This window comes from Bradyrhizobium sp. 18BD (assembly GCF_054185225.1).
Map to the genome: position 1 here is coordinate 114344 of NZ_JAVAYL010000013.1, position 18793 is coordinate 133136.

The 18793-nt window shown below is 64.6% G+C and carries 16 protein-coding genes; 5 read left to right on the forward strand and 11 right to left on the reverse strand.

The features are described from left to right. Nucleotide 1 precedes the first annotated feature (1 nt). The 10 genes from RAD16_RS23500 to RAD16_RS23545 form a co-directional block, all read right to left on the reverse strand. Entirely contained in the window at nt 2-826 is an 825-nt protein-coding gene (locus RAD16_RS23500) for a carbohydrate ABC transporter permease (protein ID WP_458160343.1), read from the reverse strand. Nucleotides 827-837: 11 nt separating this feature from the next. Next, nucleotides 838-1776 carry a carbohydrate ABC transporter permease gene (locus RAD16_RS23505; protein ID WP_458160226.1) on the reverse strand — a complete coding sequence of 313 codons (939 nt, stop codon included), beginning with the start codon at nt 1774-1776 and terminating at the stop codon, nt 838-840. Beyond that, complete coding sequence (locus tag RAD16_RS23510) at nt 1773-3095, reverse strand: ABC transporter substrate-binding protein (protein WP_326897140.1); 1323 nt, start codon at nt 3093-3095, stop codon at nt 1773-1775. Before RAD16_RS23510 ends, RAD16_RS23505 begins: the two co-directional genes overlap by 4 nt. Before the next feature lie 85 nt (nt 3096-3180). Beyond that, nucleotides 3181-3960: a sulfur oxidation c-type cytochrome SoxA gene (gene soxA / locus RAD16_RS23515; RefSeq protein ID WP_458160227.1), complete on the reverse strand. Its 780-nt coding sequence runs from the start codon at nt 3958-3960 to the stop codon at nt 3181-3183. Then, complete coding sequence (gene soxZ, locus RAD16_RS23520; protein WP_458160228.1) at nt 3957-4274, reverse strand: thiosulfate oxidation carrier complex protein SoxZ; 318 nt, start codon at nt 4272-4274, stop codon at nt 3957-3959. Before soxZ ends, soxA begins: the two co-directional genes overlap by 4 nt. Next, nucleotides 4274-4741 (reverse strand): SoxY-related AACIE arm protein, encoded by a 468-nt coding sequence (locus tag RAD16_RS23525; protein ID WP_458160229.1) that lies wholly within the window; start codon nt 4739-4741, stop codon nt 4274-4276. The genes soxZ and RAD16_RS23525 overlap by 1 nt, the downstream gene beginning before the upstream one ends. Nucleotides 4742-4745: 4 nt before the next feature. Continuing rightward, the gene (gene soxX, locus RAD16_RS23530) at nt 4746-5198 is read right to left on the reverse strand and encodes a sulfur oxidation c-type cytochrome SoxX (RefSeq protein WP_458160230.1); all 453 of its coding nucleotides are present in this window, start codon (nt 5196-5198) and stop codon (nt 4746-4748) included. Next, on the reverse strand, nt 5191-6474 hold the full coding sequence (locus RAD16_RS23535) for an FCSD flavin-binding domain-containing protein (RefSeq protein ID WP_458160344.1): 1284 nt from the start codon (nt 6472-6474) through the stop codon (nt 5191-5193). The genes soxX and RAD16_RS23535 overlap by 8 nt, the downstream gene beginning before the upstream one ends. Nucleotides 6475-6522: 48 nt before the next feature. Next, nucleotides 6523-8709: a molybdopterin cofactor-binding domain-containing protein gene (locus RAD16_RS23540; protein ID WP_458160231.1), complete on the reverse strand. Its 2187-nt coding sequence runs from the start codon at nt 8707-8709 to the stop codon at nt 6523-6525. Nucleotides 8710-8720: 11 nt separating this feature from the next. Continuing rightward, entirely contained in the window at nt 8721-9170 is a 450-nt protein-coding gene (locus RAD16_RS23545) for a (2Fe-2S)-binding protein (protein ID WP_458160232.1), read from the reverse strand. A 337-nt stretch (nt 9171-9507) separates the two neighbouring features. Here RAD16_RS23545 and RAD16_RS23550 point away from each other — a divergent pair, with 337 nt between their 5' ends. Then, the gene (locus tag RAD16_RS23550; RefSeq protein ID WP_458160345.1) at nt 9508-11115 is read left to right on the forward strand and encodes a B12-binding domain-containing radical SAM protein; all 1608 of its coding nucleotides are present in this window, start codon (nt 9508-9510) and stop codon (nt 11113-11115) included. Between the two features lie 277 nt (nt 11116-11392). Next, a complete protein-coding gene (locus tag RAD16_RS23555; RefSeq protein WP_458160233.1) occupies nt 11393-13576 on the forward strand; it encodes a hypothetical protein in 2184 nt (727 codons plus the stop codon). A gap of 24 nt (nt 13577-13600) precedes the next feature. On the opposite strand, the gene RAD16_RS23560 is transcribed toward RAD16_RS23555, so the two are convergent. Continuing rightward, the gene (locus tag RAD16_RS23560; protein ID WP_458160234.1) at nt 13601-14992 is read right to left on the reverse strand and encodes an MFS transporter; all 1392 of its coding nucleotides are present in this window, start codon (nt 14990-14992) and stop codon (nt 13601-13603) included. Between the two features lie 171 nt (nt 14993-15163). Here RAD16_RS23560 and RAD16_RS23565 point away from each other — a divergent pair, with 171 nt between their 5' ends. The 3 genes from RAD16_RS23565 to RAD16_RS23575 all read left to right on the forward strand — a co-directional run bounded on the left by RAD16_RS23565 (nt 15164) and on the right by RAD16_RS23575 (nt 18777). After that, nucleotides 15164-16225 carry an isocitrate/isopropylmalate dehydrogenase family protein gene (locus RAD16_RS23565; protein WP_458160235.1) on the forward strand — a complete coding sequence of 354 codons (1062 nt, stop codon included), beginning with the start codon at nt 15164-15166 and terminating at the stop codon, nt 16223-16225. A gap of 317 nt (nt 16226-16542) precedes the next feature. Continuing rightward, complete coding sequence (gene cax, locus RAD16_RS23570) at nt 16543-17643, forward strand: calcium/proton exchanger (RefSeq protein WP_458160236.1); 1101 nt, start codon at nt 16543-16545, stop codon at nt 17641-17643. A gap of 192 nt (nt 17644-17835) precedes the next feature. Next, on the forward strand, nt 17836-18777 hold the full coding sequence (locus RAD16_RS23575; protein WP_458160237.1) for a hypothetical protein: 942 nt from the start codon (nt 17836-17838) through the stop codon (nt 18775-18777). The last annotated feature ends 16 nt before the right edge of the window (nt 18778-18793 follow it).

An 18793-nucleotide genomic window follows, 5' to 3' on the forward strand; every position in this document is an offset into this window, starting at 1 on the left:
GCTACCCGCCCTTGACAGCCCCCGCGGTGAGCCCGGCCGCGATCTGCCGCTGCGCAAACACCGTCAGCAGGAGTACCGGGAGCGTGACGATTAGTGCGGCGGCGGCCAGCGGTCCCCAGCTCAACTGGTCGAACGAGATCATGTTGTAGACGGCGACGGGCAAAGTGCGTGTCTCGCGTCCGGCCAGCACGATGCCGAAGACGAAGTTGTTCCAGGAGAAGATCACAGCGAGAATGAAGGCGACCGCGATGCCGGGCTTGGCGATCGGCAGTGCGACGTGGCGGAAGACCTGCCAGCGCGTGGCGCCGTCGATCAGCGCGGCTTCTTCCAATTCCAGCGGCGTCGTCTCGAAATAGCCGATCATGATCCAGATCACGATCGGCACCGTCACCACCAGATGGATGATGATCTGCGGCACCAGCGTGCCGAGCAGGCCGAGCCACTGGAACAGCAGGAACAGCGGGATCAGATAGGACAGGCCGGGCGTGATGCGGGCGATCAGGATCACGATCGCCGATTTGTGCGCGGCCATGCGCGCGATGCCGTAGCCGGCGGGGACGCCGACGATCAGTGCCAGTGCGGTCGCGCTGCCTGTCACGATCAGGCTGTTGACGAAATAGGTCAGGAAGCGATTGGAGGCGAGCACGTCGGCATAGTTCTTCCAGGCGATATGCTCGGGGAAGAACACCGGCGGGTAGGCGGCGTTGTCGATCTCGAATTTGAGCGACAGCGACAGCATCCAGAGGAAGAACAGGATGGCCGGCGACACGATGACGAACACCGAAAGCCACAGGCCGATCTTGCCGATGATCTGACGTGGGCTAATTTGACTTGGCGTCATGCGTCGCTCGCGATTTCTGTCCACACCATGCGCTGGCGGGCGTAGAGCATCACCGCCGCGAGCAGGACGATCAGCAGGAAGAACACCACTGCGATCGCCGAGCCGTAGCCGAGGTCGTAATAGGTGAAGGCGACGCTGTAGAGATAGATGTTGATCGTCTCCGACGCCGAGCCCGGTCCTCCTTGCGTGATCGCGAAGATGATGTCGAAACTCTTCACCGCATCGATCATGCGGATCATGCCGGCGATGAACAGGAACGGCATGATCAGCGGCAGCGTGATGAAGCGGAACACCTGCCAGAGATTGGCGCCGTCGATCTGCGCGCTCTCATAGGGTTCGGTCGGGATGGCGGCGAGGCCGCCGAGCACGATCAGCATGACCAGCGGCGTCCATTGCCAGGTCTCGACCAGCACTAGCGAGGGAATCACGGTCGCGGGGTGGAAGACCCAGAGCTGCGCGGGGATTCCGACCAGCGACAGCAGATAGTTCAGCACGCCGAGCTGCGGGTGAAACATCATGGTCCAGACCAGCGCGATCGCCACCGGTGTCGCCATCATCGGCATGATGAAGATGCCGCGCAGAAAACCGCGGCCGGCGAATTTCTGGTGAAACACCACGGCCGCGAACGTGCCGAGCACCAGCGGCAGCAGCACCGACAACGCGGTATAGACGATGGTGTGGACGACCGCCTCGAGGAAGCGCGGATCGCTGGTCAGCCGCAGATAGTTGGACAGCCCGACGAAGGTGGTCGGCGAGCCGACCTTCCATTCGTTCAGGCTCATCCAGATCGTGAAGACCCATGGGAAGATGATGATCGCGATCACGACGACCAGCGCCGGCACCACGAACGGCCAGTAGGACGGCGGCCGCAACTCCTTCTCCGGCGCGGCACCGGACTGTGCCGCGGCCGGATCCGCTTGTATCAACGCACTCACGTCTTTTCGCTACGCTCCAGGATCGGCCGGTACTGGTCGTTCGCCTTCTTCAGCTCGGCCGCAGGATCGGCGCCGGAGAGCGTGGCGGTGAGCGCCGCGCCGACGATGTCGCGGAATTCGGCGACCGGGATCACGACGGGCAGGCCGAGCTTGCTGATCTTGCCGGACTCGATCACCGACTGCAGCCACTCCTTGGTCTTCACGCCCTTCTGGACCTCGGGATCGTTCAGAATCGAGTTGCGGAACGGCACACCGCCGCCGGCCTGCAGCAGGCGCGCACCCTGCTGCTTCGAGACCGCCCACTGGCAGAGCAGATAGGCGGCCTCCTTGTTCTTGCTCGCCGCGGCAATGCCGATGCCGTCGCCATAGGTCGACGAATATTGCCCCTTGGGCCCGGCGGGCACGACGGTGTAGCCGACCTTGCCGACGACGCGCGAGGCGGCGGGATCTTCCAGCGGCGGCGCCCAGCCCACGCCGTCGATCCACATCGCGGACCGGCCTTGCGTGAACGAAGCCATCGACTCCATCCAGTTGAAGCCGGCGACGCCGGGCGGTGCGGTCTTCGTCAGCAGCGTCTGGTAGAGCTTGGTCGCGGCAATGGCTTCCGGACCGTCGGTCAGGATATTGCCTTTGGCATCGAGGAATTCGCCGCCGTAATCGAGGAAGAAGTTGCTCCACATCGCCATGTTGGCGTTGCGCAAGCCGCGTCCGACGAAGCCGTAGATGCCCTCCTTGGGATCGGTCAGCTTCTCTGCCGCAGCGACCATCTCGTCGAGGGTCTTCGGGACAGCAACGCCCTTTTTCGCGAACAGCTCCTTGTTGTAATAGAGGATGAAATAGTCCACCGACCAGGGCAGCGACAGCATCTGGCCCTTGTCGTTCTTGGCGTATTGCAGGCCCGCGGCTGAGAAATCGCTCTCGACGAGGTCGGGCGCGGTCAGCGTCGGGTCCTTCATGTAGGGCGTCATGTCGGCGAGCCAGCCGGCCTTCTCGAACTGCCGCTTCTGCACGTGATAGCTGAGATGGACGACGTCGAAGCTCGGCCGGCCCGAGGTGAACTCGATCACGACCTTCTGGCGCTGCTGCTGCTCGGGAATCTGCTCAGCTTCGACCTGGATGCCGGTGAGATCGGTGAATTCCTTGAGGTTCTTTTGCAGATTGTCGCCGCGCGGACCCTTCGCGAGAATCACCTCCAGCTTGGTCCCGGCATATTTCTTCCAGTTGACCTCGGCGCGCGCCGGCAATCCGGTCAGGCTGAGCGCGCCAGCCGCTGCGGTGCCTGTCAAGAGCGTACGGCGCGAGATTCTGTAGTCCACCACTTAAAGTCCTCCCTGTGACTCATCGTCGTCTTTGGGAGGCATACTAGCTTCCGTGCCACGCCTGCCTAGTCCTAATTCTGGCTGATCAGGGCCGCACGGCCGGAGTCTCCATCGGCAGGCCGCGCGCCCGCGACATCAGATAGAGCTCGAGCGCGACGAGCTCCGGTGCGCCGTAATCATAGGCCTGGGCGCGAACGCCGGTCATGCAGCTGCGCAGGCGCCGCTCCAGCGAGCCCAGCGTCTGCCATTCCAGTCGATAGAGCGGATAGCCGGTCGGCTGCGCTTGCGTGATCGGCGAGCCCGCGAGGCGCTTGTCAAAGTTGTCGTCGTGGCAATTGGTGCATGCAAGGTTGAGCTGGCCCTCGCGCTGCATGAAGAGCTTGTGTCCCTGCGCGACGAAGGGCTTCAGTTGCGGATCGTCGCCTGCCGTGATCGCGACGCCGCGTGACTGATGGGCGACGAAGGCTGACAATGCCAGCAGATCGCGGCTCTCATAGGGCAGCGGGCTCGCCTGCTGATGATTGGCGCGGCAGAGATTGATGCGCTGGTCGAGCGTGACGGGACGCGCCAGCGCCTTGTCGTAGGCGGGATAGCGCGCCGCGACGCCCTTCATGCTGCTGCGGGCATCGCCGTGGCAATCTGCGCAGGCTTTGCCGGCGCTGCCGGCCTTCTTGCCCCAGAGCGCTTCGCCGTCGAGCACGAACAACATGCCCGGATTGGCAGTGTCGTCATTCTGCATGGCGCGCGTATCGGGGCCCATGAAAGTATAGCCCGACCGGCGCGTAGCGGACGGGATTTCGTCGGCGAGCAGGGCAGGGGCCGCAGCAAACAGCATTGCTGCCGCTATCGCGTACCAAAATCTCATTCGACCGTAATCGATGCCGATGCGGTGGACGAATAGCCGTTGTCGCCGATCCATTCGAACTCGAACTTGCCGCTCTCCTTCGCGACCGTGAAGAACGACAAATAGGGGTTCGCCGCGATGGCCGGAAACAGGGCGGCGCGAAAGATCTCGGCACCGTTGTAGCGGCAGGTAAAGCTCGTGATGATGTCGCGCGGCACGAGCTGGCCATCGGCGGTATGGCGGAAGCCGGTTTCCATGATGTGCGAGGTCAGCGTGCGAATCTCGATGATGTCGCCGCGCTTGGCCTTCGAGGGAACGTTGATGAGCGCTGCCATCAGTTCATCTCCTCGGTGCAGGCCGCCAGCGTCACGACCACGTCGGCGACGACTTGCCAGAACGTGTCGTCGGAGAGGCGGGCGATCGCCACCACCTTCTGGGTGTCGGCGAGCCGGATCCGGGTCGAGACCTGGGCGCGGCCGGAAGCGGGGTTGAGGTAGAAATTGCCGATGTTCGGCTGCGGGTTCTTCTCGTTGAAGACGTGGATACTCTTGACGTACTCGGTCGCCGTCATCGGGCTCGCCACGCTCACCGTCATCGGCACGGTGTTGCCATTCTCGACCAGCGGCGGAATGTCGAGCTTGACCTTCCCCATGCGAATCTGGGCTTCGCCGACGACGTTGCGGATGGCGGTGTTGAGCATGGCGGGCGTTGCTTGCAGCGGCCGCAGCGTGACGACCGGGATCGCGCCGGCGACGGTGATGCCTCCGGCAATGCTCAAAAATTGTCGTCGCGTGGTCGGCATGCACCTAGTCCCGAAGCGTTACAAGAAAAGCCACGATGTCCTCGATTTCCGCGGCGGATAATATCGGCTTGCCGGCAAAATTGCGTCCCGTCCGGACTAGCCCGTCTTTGCGATAATAGGAGGGCATGATGGTCTGCGGGTTGAAACGCGATGCGTCGACCAGCCGCAGTCGCAGCTGGCCCGCCGACCACCAATTGCCGGTGCCGGTGAGATCGGGTGCGAGATCGCCCTGGAATCGCGCCTCCGGGAACGGACCGGAATGGCAGAGGATGCAGGTCGTGGTGCGCGCCACCACCAGCGCGCGTCCGCGCGCGGGATCGCCCGGCGTGCCCGTGAGTGGCTCCGGGATGGTGTCACCGATGATCTTGTAAGGCGCGAGCTCGTCCGCTCTTGCTCCGCAAATCAGAGCGAGGCCGAAGGCGACCAGCGCGGCGGTATGGAGGGATGCTTTAGCCAAAGGTGTCCGCCGTGATGGTTTGAAACCAGCGCTCGGCTTCAGTCGCCTCGCGGGCGCGCAGCTCAGGCGGGGCATCGACCGGGCTGGTCGCGCCGCCCTCGACCTCGGCAAAGATGTCGCCCTTCGGCTGGTAATTGCCGGCGAGCGAGAAGCCGTAACCGGGCGCGACGGTGTTGTAGCAGACGCCGGTCAGACGCGGTGCTTCCGGGGCACGGCCTGCGAGCAGGCTGACGATGGCGCTCGCGCAAGCCTTGCCTTGCGCGCTCGCGGCCGATGCCGATTTGGGGATGCCGCCGCCGAGGCAGGCATCGCCGATGACATGGATGTTCTTGACGAGCTTCGATTCGAACGTGACAGGATCGATCGGACACCAGCCGGTCGCATCCGTAGCGCCCGCGGTCTCGGCGATGCGCCCGGCGCGCTGCGGCGGGATGACATTGGCGACGTCAGGGGTGTAGTTGCCGAACTCGGTGATGATGGTTCTGGTCGAAGGATCCACGGATGTGACGCGACCGCCTTGCGAGAGAGCGATGCGCTCGATCATGTCGCCGTAGAGTTCCTTCCACGCCTTCTCGAACAGCCGCTGCTGCGAAAAACTGTCCTTGGCATCGAGGACCAGCACTTTCGAGCGCGGCTTTTTCGCCTTCAGGTAATGCGCGATCAGGCTGGCGCGCTCGTAGGGCGCCGGCGGACAACGCGAGGGATTGGCGGAAACGGCGATGGCGACAGTGCCGCCATCCGCCATCGCCTCGAGCTGCCGGCGCAGCAGCAGGGTCTGTGCACCGGCCTTCCAGGCGTGCGGCATTTTTTCCGACGCAGTTTCGTCATAACCGGGCAGGGCTTCGAAATGGAAGTCGATGCCGGGGGAAAGCACGAGGCGATCGTAAGGCAGCGCGACGCCGTCGGTCGTCATGACGCTGCGCCGCTCCGGTTCGATCGCGCTCACGGCCTGGCCGATCACGGTGACGCCATCGGCGGCCAGCCTGTCATAGCCGAATTGCTGCGCGTCGATGTCGCGCAGGCCCGCGATCACCTCGTTGCTAAGGGGGCAGGAGGTGAAGACCGCATTCGGCTCGATCAAGATGATTTGCAAGTCGGCTTGCGCGCGCTTCAGCGCACGGGCGCAGGCGGCGCCGCCGAAGCCGCCACCGACCACGACGACACGCCCCGTGGACTGCGCGCGCAGAATCGATGGCCGCGCCAGCGTCGCGGCCGCCATGGTGATGCCGAACACGGCATTCCGCCGTGTCACCGGGCGTGTTGTCATCAAGTGCATCTGCAAAGGGGCTGCGGCGGCGATCGCTCGCCGCCGCAGCATGCTACTTCAAGCGAAGGTGATGTTCTGATCGCGCAGCGGCACCGAGCGGATACGCTTGCCCGTCGCCGCGAAATAGGCGTTGAGCACCGCCGGCGCCGCAACGCCGATGGTCGGCTCGCCGACGCCACCCCAGAACCCGCCGCTCGGCACCATCACCGATTCCACCTTCGGCATCTCGTTGATGCGCATCGAATTGTAGGTGTCGAAGTTGGTTTGCTCGATCTTGCCGTCCTTGACGGTGCAGCCGCCATAGAACAGCGCGGACAGGCCATAGACGAAGGAGCCGGCGATCTGCCGCTCCACCTGCGCCGGATTGACGACGTAGCCGGGATCAGTGGAGGCGACGATGCGATGCACCTTGATCTTGCTGCCGTCGGTCACCGAGATCTCGGCGGCGCCGGCCACATAGCTGCCATAGCCCATCACCTGCGCGATGCCGCGATAGACGCCTTTCGGCGCCGGTGTGGTCCAGCCGATCTTCTCGGCCACGGCATTGAGCACCGCCAGATGCTTGGGATGATTGCCCATCAGCTTGCGGCGGAACTCGAGCGGATCCTGGCCTGCGGCCTGGGCGAGCTCGTCCATGAAGCATTCCATGTAGATCGCGTTGTGATTGACGTTGACGCCGCGCCAGAAGCCCGGCGGAACGTGCGGGTTACGCATCGCATGCTCGATCAGCAGGTTCGGCACCGAATAGCCGAACGCGGCTTCGCCGGATTGGGCGACGCCCTGGAATGCGGCCGGGTCCATGCCGTTCTGCAGCGCTTCGGGACGCAGCGAGAACAGGATCGACTGGCCGGACAGCCGGTAGTGCAGCGCGACCAGGTTGTTGTTGGCGTCGAACGCGCCGGTCATTTTGCACTGGGTGATCGGATGGTACCGGCCGTGCGCCATGTCCTCCTCGCGCGACCACAGCAGTTTGACCGGCGTGCCCGGCATCTGCTTGGCGATCAACACTGCCTGGCGGACATAGTCGGTCTGGCCGCGCCGGCCGAAGCCGCCGCCGGGCATCACCTTATGCACGTCGCACTTGTCCGCCGGAAGGCCGGAGGCCTCCAGCACCGCCGCGAAGGCGGCCTCGCCGTTCTGCGTGCCGCACCAGACCTCGCATTTGTCCGCCGTGTAGATCGCCGTGGCGTTCATCGGCTCCATCGTGGCGTGGTTCTGGTAGGGATAGTTGTAGACGGCCTCGACCTTCTTGGCGGCGCTGGCGATCGCGGCCTTGGCATCGCCGTTCTTGTTGCCGACATAGGCCGGCTGGTCGTTGTCCAGGCCTTCTGCCAGCCACTTCGCGATCGACTCGCTGGAGACCTTGGCGTTCTCGCCCTCGTCCCAGACGATCGGCAGCGCTTCCAGCGCGGTCTTGGCGTGCCACCAGGTGTCGGCAACCACCGCAACCGCGGTATCGCCGACCTTGACGACCTTCTTGACGCCTTTCATGCCGGTGATCTTGGCTTCGTCGTAGCTCTTCAGCTTGCCACCGAACACCGGGCAGTCCTTGATCGCGGCGTTCAGCATGCCCGGCAGCTTGACGTCGATGCCGTAGATCATCGTGCCGTTGGTCTTCTCGGCGGTGTCGAGCCGCAGCAGGCCCTTGCCCGCGATGGTCCAGTCCTTGGGATCCTTGAGCTTGACGTCCGCCAGCGGCGTCAGCTTCGCCGCGGCCTCGGCGACCTTGCCGTAAGTCGTGGTCTTGCCCGACGCCTTGTGGGTGATGACGCCCTTGGCGACGGTGCATTCGGAGGCCGGCACCTTCCACTCGTTCGCGGCGGCCTCGATCAGCATCACGCGCGCGGTGGCGCCACCCTTGCGGACATAGTCCTGCGAGGAGCGGATGCCGCGGCTGCCGCCGGTCGAGAAATCGCCCCAGGCGCGCTTGCGGGCGACACTCTGGCCGGGTGTCGGGTATTCGGTCGTCACCTTCGACCAGTCGCATTCGAGCTCCTCGGCGACGAGCTGGGCGAGGCCGGTAAGGGAGCCCTGGCCCATCTCCGAGCGAGCGATGCGAATCACCACGGTGTCGTCGGGCCTGACCACGACCCAGGCATTGACCTCGGGCGAGCCGTCCGCGGCGCGCACCACGGCGGGACCGCCGAAGGGAAGGTCGAGGCCGATGGCAAGGCCTGCGCCGACTGCGGCGGTGCCGACGACGAAGGCGCGGCGATTCATCTTGGGAGAGACGTGCTTGTTCATGGGGCGGCTCCTTAGGCGCTGGCGATCGTGTGGATCGCTTCGCGCACCTGCTGGAAGGTGCCGCAGCGGCAGATATTGGTGATGGCCTCGTCGATGTCGGCATCGGTCGGCTTCGGCTTCTCGGCGAGCAGCGCCGCCACCGCCATGATCATGCCGCTCTGGCAATAGCCGCATTGCGGAACGTCCTGGGCGATCCAGGCCTGCTGTACCTTGTGCAGCGTGTTCCCGGACGCGAGCCCCTCGATCGTGGTGATCTTCTTGCCTTCGGCCTCGGCGACCGAGATTCCGCAGGAACGGGTGGCGACGCCGTCCATGTGAACCGTGCAGGCGCCGCATTGTGCAATGCCGCAGCCATATTTGGTGCCGGTCAGGCCGGCATTCTCGCGGATCGCCCAGAGCAGCGGCGTATCCGGCTCGACATCGAGCGTGAGGGTTTTTCCGTTGATTGTTAGGTTTGCCATCGCAGTCCCCTGATTGGCCCAATCCACCGATTGGACTCAGGGAACAATGTGTCTGGCAAATTGGAACTGTTCAAATCAAGAGTCCGAGGGGTGGCAGACGAAGATTCTCGCCGACTCGGGAAGATTAGGGGGCCTGCGGTGTTCTGCCTCGCTTGGCTCCGGGCGGGCGGAGCGACCTCTCTCTGCGCGCCAAGGCAGCGGGCCTGGGGCGACGTTCGTTCATGAACACCGGTTCCCAACCCGCGCACCGCTGCGTTGCGGCGACAGTTTGTCCTTTTTGCCGGGGTGCAAGACGGAAACGCTTTGCTTACACTGCACCCGACGCAGAAGGAGTTCCATCGACGTGGCGAGCCATTGCAAAGTGCTGATGCTTTATCCGTTGTTCACGGCGGAGTCGTTCTGGAGCTTTGGCGAGTCCTGCAAATTGATGGGGGTGCGGCGCCCGGCCGCGCCGCTTGGCCTGATCACCGTCGCCGCGATGCTGCCGAAGAGCTGGACGATCCGGCTGATCGATTGCAACACGCAATCCTTCGGCGACGACGATCTTGCCTGGGCCGACGTCGTCTTCACCGGCGGAATGTTGCCGCAGCAGGCCGACACGTTGCGCCTGATCGACAAGTGCCGCGCTGCGGGCAAGCCAGTGGTGGTCGGCGGTCCCGATCCGACGTCGAGCCCGCACATTTACGAGAAGGCCGACTTCCGCGTGCTCGGGGAAGCCGAGAGCGTCATCGACGACTTCATTGCCGCCTGGGACAGCGGTGCACGCTCCGGCGTGTTCACCGCGCCAAAATTCCAGGCCGACGTCACCAAGACGCCGGTGCCGCGTTTCGATCTGCTGAGGTTCGAGGACTACCTCTATCTCGGTGTGCAATATTCACGCGGCTGTCCGTTCACCTGCGAGTTCTGCGACATCATCGAGCTCTACGGCCGCGTGCCGCGGACCAAGACGACCGAGCAGATGTTCGTCGAACTCGAGACGCTCTACGCGATGGGTTACCGCGGCCATCTCGACTTCGTCGACGACAATTTCATCGGCAACAAGAAGTCGCTGCGGCAGTTCCTGCCACAGCTTGCCGAATGGCAGCGTGCTCACGGCTATCCCTTCGAGCTGTCAACCGAAGCCTCGGTCAATCTGGCCGACGATCCCGAACTGCTGGAGCTGATGGGAGAAGCCAACTTCTTCGGAATCTTCGTCGGCATCGAAAGCCCTGATCCCGCGACCCTGGTCGCGATGCGCAAGAAGCAGAACACACGGCGCAACATCGCCGAGAGCATCCACAAGATCTACGCCGCGGGCATGCTGGTCACCGCGGGCTTCATCGTCGGCTTCGACAGCGAGAAGGTCGCAATGGCCGACGCCATGGTCGACTTCATCGAGGAGGCCGCAATTCCGGTCGCCATGGTCGGTCTGCTCTATGCGTTGCCGAACACGCAGCTCACGCGCCGGCTTGCGAAGGAGGGCCGGTTGCACGCGGGCCACGATCTGGCACCGACGATGGGCGGCGACCAGTGCACGGATGGCATCAATTTCGATCCGGTGCGGCCGCTGCGCGATATTCTCCTGGACTACAAGACGGTGCTGGAGCGGATCTACAGTCCGGCGGCCTATGCGGGCCGGGTCGACAAGCTGATGACGCTGCTCGACCGGTCCAGGCAGCGCCATGAGCTCGCCGAAGGCGACATCCGCGCGAGGGTCGGAGCGATGGAGACCGTGCACCGCGTGGTCACGGCCATTCCGGACGGGCGCCCGCTCTGGCAGACCTTCATGAACTGCGCCAAGCGCGACACGTCATCGGCGCGCATTGCGGTGCAGATGATCGCGGCCTATGCGCATCTCGGGCCGTTCTCGCGCAAGGTCATCGCGGCGATCGATGAACGCCTCGCTGAGCTGGACACGGACACGCCCAATCCGGTTGCGGCGGCCGGTGCGCGGCATCTGGCCTGACATCCAAAGCGTAGAGCAGTGTCCTACCGACGACGCAACGACGCGCCGGCGATAGCGCGCGGCTGCCTCGATCTGCCTGCTCGCTGGCGCCGAATTCAGGGCGGCAAGTGTGAGCTGCTCGCTTGACAGCAAAACAACCTCGGGCTGATCGTGACCGGGATGACACCGCTCGCGATTTCGGCGGCCGTGCCGGCAACTGCGCCGGCCCGGCGAGCTTCAGTGCCCGGCGGCGATCAGGATCCGAATTGCGGAGAGCTCGGCTTTGGCGGGGTAGGTCATGTCCAGGAAGATGATCGGCTGGTCGGTCGCGGCAATCACCGCGATCGCGTTGGTGTTCGCCTATCTGCCTTCGTTCGTCGCCGACTCCCTCTACAAGAATGTCGAGGACATCTCCGACGGCGAGATGCCTGCCACGATCACCGCGTTCCAGTCCGGGCCGGAGGTCGTCAGCACGCTCGGCGGCAGCGGCGAGGGGCTGAACTGCAGCCTTCCGGCGCTGACCAACATCTTCTTCGACGGAAGCAAGGATGACGCCGGCAAGCGTCATTTGGTGCTTCAGCGTTTCCGGCAAGCCTGCGTCTTCCACGACCTCTGTTATCGCCACGGCCTTGCCACGTACGGCTACAACCAGAACGACTGCGACCGCATCCTGCAAAACGCGGCGTTCCGGCTGTGCACCTATATTCGTAACGGGAGCGAGGCGAGCAACGCGACCCGATGCCAGACCGATTCGAAGATGGTTCTGGCAGGCGTCAGCATCGGCGGATACGACTCCTATCGCGGCTGGGATCGCTCGACCTATTTCGAGTTCGAGTCCGATCCGTCGCGCTCGAACGGCTTCGTCGCCAGCCGCGTGGTGGATCACCCGTTCAGGGCCGTCGATCCCGTCAAATATCGCAGCGAGCCGGATCAGGTCATCCTGACCTTCGAGAACGTCAGGTCCAATGTCGCCGTCACCTGCACGACCTGCGCGAAGCTGCCCGTCTTCGACACCATGCAGGATCAGAATCAGGTCAGCGCCGAATTGCGTTCGGTCGGCGTGACCAAGCTGCCGGAGGCGCTGCTCGGGCGCAAGCCCATGCTGTCGCAAACCGTTCCGGTGTGGCTGCCGCCGCGCCGCCGTCATGCGGCACCACATTTGCTGGTCGACAGTGCAGGGAAGGATCATCTGATCTGGATGAGCCGGAACAACCCGCGCGGCACCATGTCCTGCATCGTTCTTGCCGATGCAGCCCGACTGCTCACCAACACGTTGCCGAAGCGGGATCTCTGCTCGGTCGATGCCCACTCGTCCCTGACCATGGTGGAGATCGACATGTTCGCAACCTCTCCGCTCCCCATGGAGATCCCCGGCGCGCCGGACCCCATCTACGCGACCGCCATCAGTCCACAGAAGACGACCGCTCACGATCTCAGCTTCTGCTCGCGTTCTGCGTCCAGGCCGATCGAGGGTTCAGGAAACGACGACCAGTCCAAATGCGTCAACTTCTCCGGAGACGGCGTCGGCAAGGGCGCGGCGCTCGGCGCGTTCCAGAACTTTTCGGTGATCCGGCCCGGGCAGCAGATATCTTTCGCGCGGGACGTCGATCTTCGGACGGAGTCGCCGCTGACCGCACTCTGGCAGCGCGCGCTCGGCAACACCTATTCGCCGGGCGGGTCCCTGCTCGTGATCGACGTCGCGCCGCCGGCGGCCGCCAAGGGACCGGCCGCAGCCAGGCTGAACAGGATCGTCCGGTTCAACATCGACGACCGCTTCGATCCGATGATGCCGATCTCGCGCAAGGTGGACGATTTGCGCTTCCTGAGCCTGGAAGCATCGAAGTCGAACGTGTACCTGCGCATGATCGATTTCGCCAACGACAACCCGGCGGTCGGCAATGTGCGGCTGACCATGGGCGGCGGCGACGTGGTGCTTGACCGGTCGTGGGCCGCGAGGCCGATGCTGGTGCTGGAGACCAGAGACGCCCAGCCCAAGACCAAGCTGGTGTTTTCGCGCGGCGAGATCGCGGTCGAGCCGGGCAAGCCCGTCGCTCCCGATGCGACGACGGAAGCGTTGACATTGCAGACTCTGGTTTTCGAGCGCGATGCCGCGGCGCCTTCGGATGCACCCTTCGTGAAATCGGCCGGCGCGGTTTGCAGGATCGTCTACGAGTTCGCGGCCAACCATACCGACTGGCCGTGCTATCGCGCGTTCAACCCCGCGCGGCCGATGCGGGCTTCGCCGGCGGCAACGATGCAGGCCTCCCAGATGCTGGTCGGGCATTTCTCGCAAGGCGGCGGACACGGCATCGCATTTCCCGACGTCTGCCTGAAGTCGGAGCCGATCGTGCTGAAGCCGCAGGGGGACACGTTCGTGTCTTCGCGCGACACCGCGGGCTGGCCAAGCCTGACCCGGAAGATCGCGTGTAAGCCACTCGACGCGGCGGCGACCGTGAGCCAGCCGATCGCTGCGGCTTTCTAGGCGCGGCGGGCGAACGCGCTCCGCCTATCTCACCGCCAGCCGCAGAAAACTCATCACGCTGCCGAGCGCGGCAAAGCCGGCGCCGAGCGCCAGCGCGACGGTCGCACCGTCGTGGCCGGCCAGTGCGAAGCAGAACGCAGCCAGGGCGGCTCCCGTCGTCTGGCCGGTCAGGCGCGCGGTGGCGACGATGCCGGAGGCGCTACCGCTGCGGTGGGGCGGCGCGCTCGACATCACCGCCTTCATGTTCGGCGCCTGGAAGAAGCCGAACCCCATGCCGCAGATCACCATCCGCCAGATGATGTCGGGAATGGCGGGATTGGCCGGAAGCATCGCGAGCAGCGCCATGCCGAGGCCGAGCAGCACGAGCCCGATGCCGCCGAGCAGGCCGACGGCATGGCGATCGGAGAGGCGGCCCGCGATCGGCGCCATGATGCCGACCACCAGCGGCCAGGGCGTCATAAAGAAGCCGGTCTCGACCTGCGAGCGTCCGAGCACGTCCTCGAAATAGAACGGCAGCGAGACGAAGGCGAGGCCCTGCACGGCGAAGGAGCACACGGCCGTTGCCGCCGACAACGCGAACATCGGCCGACTGAACAGATCTATCGGGAGCATCGGCGCGGGATGATCGGCGTGGCGACGCGTCAGGATGAAGCCGAGCGCGAGCGCGGCGACCAGCTCGACGCCGACGACGACGGGCGACAGATTGTGCGCGGCGCTGCCGATGCCGGTGATGAACAGGCCGAGGCAGGCCGATGCCAGGATTGCGCCGAGAAAGTCGAAGCCGTGATCGGCGCGCGGCGTCTTCGGCAGCATCGCAAAGCCGATGCCGGTCGCAACCAGGCCGAAGGGAATGTTGACGGCAAACAGCCACGGCCACGGGCCGAGCGCGAGAATGGCGGAGGCGACCGAGGGGCCGAAGGTGAAGGCGGTGGCCACCACCAGCGCATTGTGGCCGAAGCCGCGGCCGAGCATCTTTCCGGGATAGACGAAGCGCACCAGCGCCGTGTTGACGCTCATGATGCCGCTGGCGCCGAGGCCTTGCAGCGTGCGCCCGACCAGCAGGCTGTCCAGCGACCACGCCACCGCGCAGAACAGCGAAGCGACCGTGAACAGGATCAGGCCGCCGAGATAGATGCGCTGGTGCCCGACGATCTCGCCGAGGGCCCCGAGCGGCAGCAGCGTCGCGACCAGCGCGATCTGGTAGACGTTGACGACCCAGACCGACTGCTCCGGCGAGACGTGCAGGTCGGCGGCAATGGCGGGCAGTGCGATGTTGGCGATCGCGGTGTCGAGCGAGGCCATCGCCAGCGCGGTGAAGATGGCGGCGATCGCCCAGCGCCGCTGCGTGGCCGGCAGGCCGTCGGAAATGGTGTGGTCGGGCTCGCGCGCGGCGGCGGCAGGTAACGTGATTGTCATTGCGTTCGCGCGTGGCTCCGGCGGCGTGCCTCAAGGGGACTTTTGGCATGTACTACGCCGCTGGCCGCTTCCACAGGCATATGCTTGCATGCTGTGTATGCGCGAAGCTCAGGCGATGACGCCTCGCGCTGGCGTATGATCGCGGCGTGACTGCCATTTTGGGGAAACGCCATGCAAATCGTCGTTCTGCCCGGCGACGGCATTGGACCGGAGATCACGACCGCGACATCGGGTGTGCTGCGCGCGGCCTCCGAACGCTTCCAGCTCAATCTGCGGCTGGAGGAGCACGCGGTCGGGCATGCGAGCCTGAAGCTATCGGGCACGACGGTGCGGCCCGAGCTGCTCGACATCGTCCGCGGCGCCGACGGTCTGATCCTGGGGCCGACCGCGACCTTCGACTTCAAGGACGAGGCGCATGGCGAGATCAATCCGTCCAGGTATTTCCGCAAGAGCCTCGATCTCTACGCCAACGTCCGGCCGGCGCGCACTTATGCGGGCCGGCCCGGCCCGCTCGGCGATTTCGACCTCGTCGTGGTGCGCGAGAACACCGAAGGGTTTTACGCCGACCGCAACATGGAGCAGGGCAATGGCGAGATGCTGGTCACGCCCGATGTCGTGATCTCGCTTCGCCGGATCACGCGGCTGTGCTGCGAGCGCATCGCGCATGCCGCCTGTCGTCTGGCGATGAAGCGGCGCAAGCATCTCACCATCGTGCACAAGGCCAATGTGCTCAAGATCGGCGACGGCATGTTCCTCGACATCTGCCGCGAGGCAGCGAAGGGCTACCCGGGCCTTGCCGTCGACGACATCCTCATCGATGCCATGATGGCGCATGTGGTGCGTAGTCCCGGTCGCTTCGACGTCATCGTCGCCACCAACATGTTCGGCGACATCCTGTCCGATCTCACCGCTGAGCTCTCGGGCAGCCTCGGCCTCGGCGGCTCGCTCAATGTCGGCGATCGCTATGCCATGGCGCAGGCGGCGCACGGCTCGGCGCCCGACATTGCAGGGCAGGACATCGCCAATCCGGTGTCGCTGATCCTCTCCACCGCGCTGCTGCTCGCCTGGCACGGCGAGAAGAGTGGCGCGGTCCGTTACGAAGAGGCCGCGCGTGCAATCGAGGCCGCGGTGGCGAAGGCGCTTCGCGCGGGCAGGGCGACGCGCGACGTCGGCGGCAGCCTCGGCACCATCGGAGCGGGCGCTGCGATCGCGGAGATATTGCAGGCAGAGTAAGGGCTCCAGAACAAAAAGTCGGAAAACAACCCCATGCACAGTAGAAGGCCCCTTGATCGATAAGGGATTTTTCGAGGCGCAACGTGACGGCATCCGACGTGGCCTTGACGTTGACCCGTCGGGCAAAACACTGGCAGAATGTGATCGTCGCGGAGATCGGGCTGTGAGCCCATGAAGTCGTGATGTCCGCTTCCAGAGGCAGGGTGGATTTGCGCTTCTGCCCCATGCTGGATCTGCCGCTCGCGTTGACGCAGATCAAGACGCGCCCTTCCTGCCCGCCAGACCTTTCCATCGGTGCATCCATGGAAGGGGGCGGCATGCAAACTCTGTTCAGGGAAATCCGGGATACGCCTTTGCTCTGGATGCTGGCCTTCGTGCCCATCGTGCTGGTGGCCGAGGCGCTTGCTCCGCATTCCCACACGCTGCTCTTCGTGCTGGCCATCCTGGCCATCGCGCCGCTGGCGGCCCTGCTCAGCCACGCCACCGAGGCGGTCGCCGCCAAAACCGGCGATGCCGTGGGCGGACTGCTCAACGCCACGCTCGGCAATCTGACCGAGCTGATCATCGCCATCACGGCGCTGCGTGCGGGCCAGTACATGCTGGTGAAGGCCTCGATTGCCGGCGCGATCGTCACCAATGCTGTATTCATGCTGGGGGCCTGCCTGCTGCTCGGCGGGATGCGCTACCATGTGCAGGAGTACAATCGCGCCGGCGCGCGGCTCTCGTCCGGCCTGTTGCTGATGGCGACCGTCGCCCTGCTTGCCCCTTCGGCGGTCGCCGATCTCGAGCACCTGCCTGCGGATGGGCACATCCTGAACAAGCTGAGCGTCGGCATTTCAGTCCTGCTGATCATCGCGTATGCGCTCGGCCTGTGGTTCTCGCTCGGGACCCACAAGGAATTGTTTGCAAGCGCCGATCACGGTGACGAGCATGGGGCGCACTGGCCGATCGGAACGGCCGTCGGGACACTGCTGGTCGTCACCGTGCTGGTCGCGCTGGTGAGCGAAATTTTTGTGGAATCCGTGCAGAAGGCGGCGGAGACGTTCGGAATGAGCCCGGCCTTCGTCGGGTTCATCATCGTCTCGCTGGTCGGGGCCGCCGCCGAATTCGCAGTGGCCTTTGCCGCAGCGCGCAAGGACCGGCTCGACATGGTCGTCAGCATCGCACTCGGCAGCGCCTCCCAGATCGCGCTGTTCGTTGCCCCCGCGCTCGTGCTGCTCAGCTATGTGGTCGGGCCGACGCCGATGAACCTGCAATTCTGGCCAGGCGCGGTCACCATGGTGATGATTGCAACTGTCACGGCGACCTTCATCACCACGACCGGACGCTCGGCATGGTTCGTCGGCGCCCTGATGATCTTCATCTACGCGGTCTTCGCGCTGACGCTGTATGTCGTGCCGCCGGCGGGCCAGGGATGATTTGAGGTAGCCCGGCGGAGGTAGGGCGTTCGGTCGCGCTCGTGCCGGCTTGCGTCTTTACAATTCCAGATTGTAACATTCCCGTGTGATCAACCGAAATCCCGGAGAGCAAACATGCAAGTGGCTGCAGTTCTGGCGCGCGCCCACGCGGCGGTCGAACAGGGAATTCGTTACGAGCTTGGAGAAGGTGGAATGAATCCCGGCTCTCCGACGCCGGGCCATGGCGGTCTATGCGACTGCTCGGGTTTCGTGGCCTGGTGTCTCGGCATGAGCCGGAAGACGGCGGATCAGTTTTACATCCACTTCAACGGTGGCTGGATCGAGACGACGGGGGTGTGGACGGATGTCGGGCAATCCGTCGGTATTTTCGACGAGACGAGCAAGAAGCCCGGCGCGGTGGTGGTCTATCCGGACCAGCACGGGCACCAGGGACACATCGGCATCATTGTCGACGCGAACAGCGTCGTTCATTGCTCGAAGGGGAACGACTCGCAGTACGGCAACGCCATTCAGGTCACGCCGCTCACGGTGTTCAACAACAACCCGAACACGCGCTACGGCTGGCTGGTCGGCCTGCAGGACGGTATCGGCTTGGCGGCCGCGGCCGGGCCGAATTACCGCAGCCTGACGCCGGGCGGATTCTTCTCCAGCACGCCCTACGACACCTCGATCAAGCGCTCGATCCGGACCAACAACCCGGGCGCGCTGAACATCTCTAACTGGCAGAAGAATTTTCCGGGTTATGCCGGCGTCACGCAGCCTGACAGCGCCGGCAACGTCACGACGATCTATGTCACCCCCGAGCACGGCACGGCGGCCTGGTACAATCTTCTCACCGATCGCTACGGCTATGGCGAGGAGGGCTCCTTCGCCCTGGCGGCGCTGGCGAAGAAATATGCGGGCGTATCCAGCGTGAACGATCCGGCCGTCACGGCCTATGTGAAAGGCTGGCGAAAATGGTCGGGTAACGTGCTGAACAAGGACTCCGTCACCCATCTCGACAACAACGACGAGGTGTTGCTGCTGGCGCGCGCGATGTTCGGTCATGAGATCGGCGCGGCCTCGCCGTTGCATCCTGACCAGATCATGACCGGCGTTGCGTTGAAGCGCGCGGGAGAATTGCCGCCGAACTAGACAAGAGATCCTGATC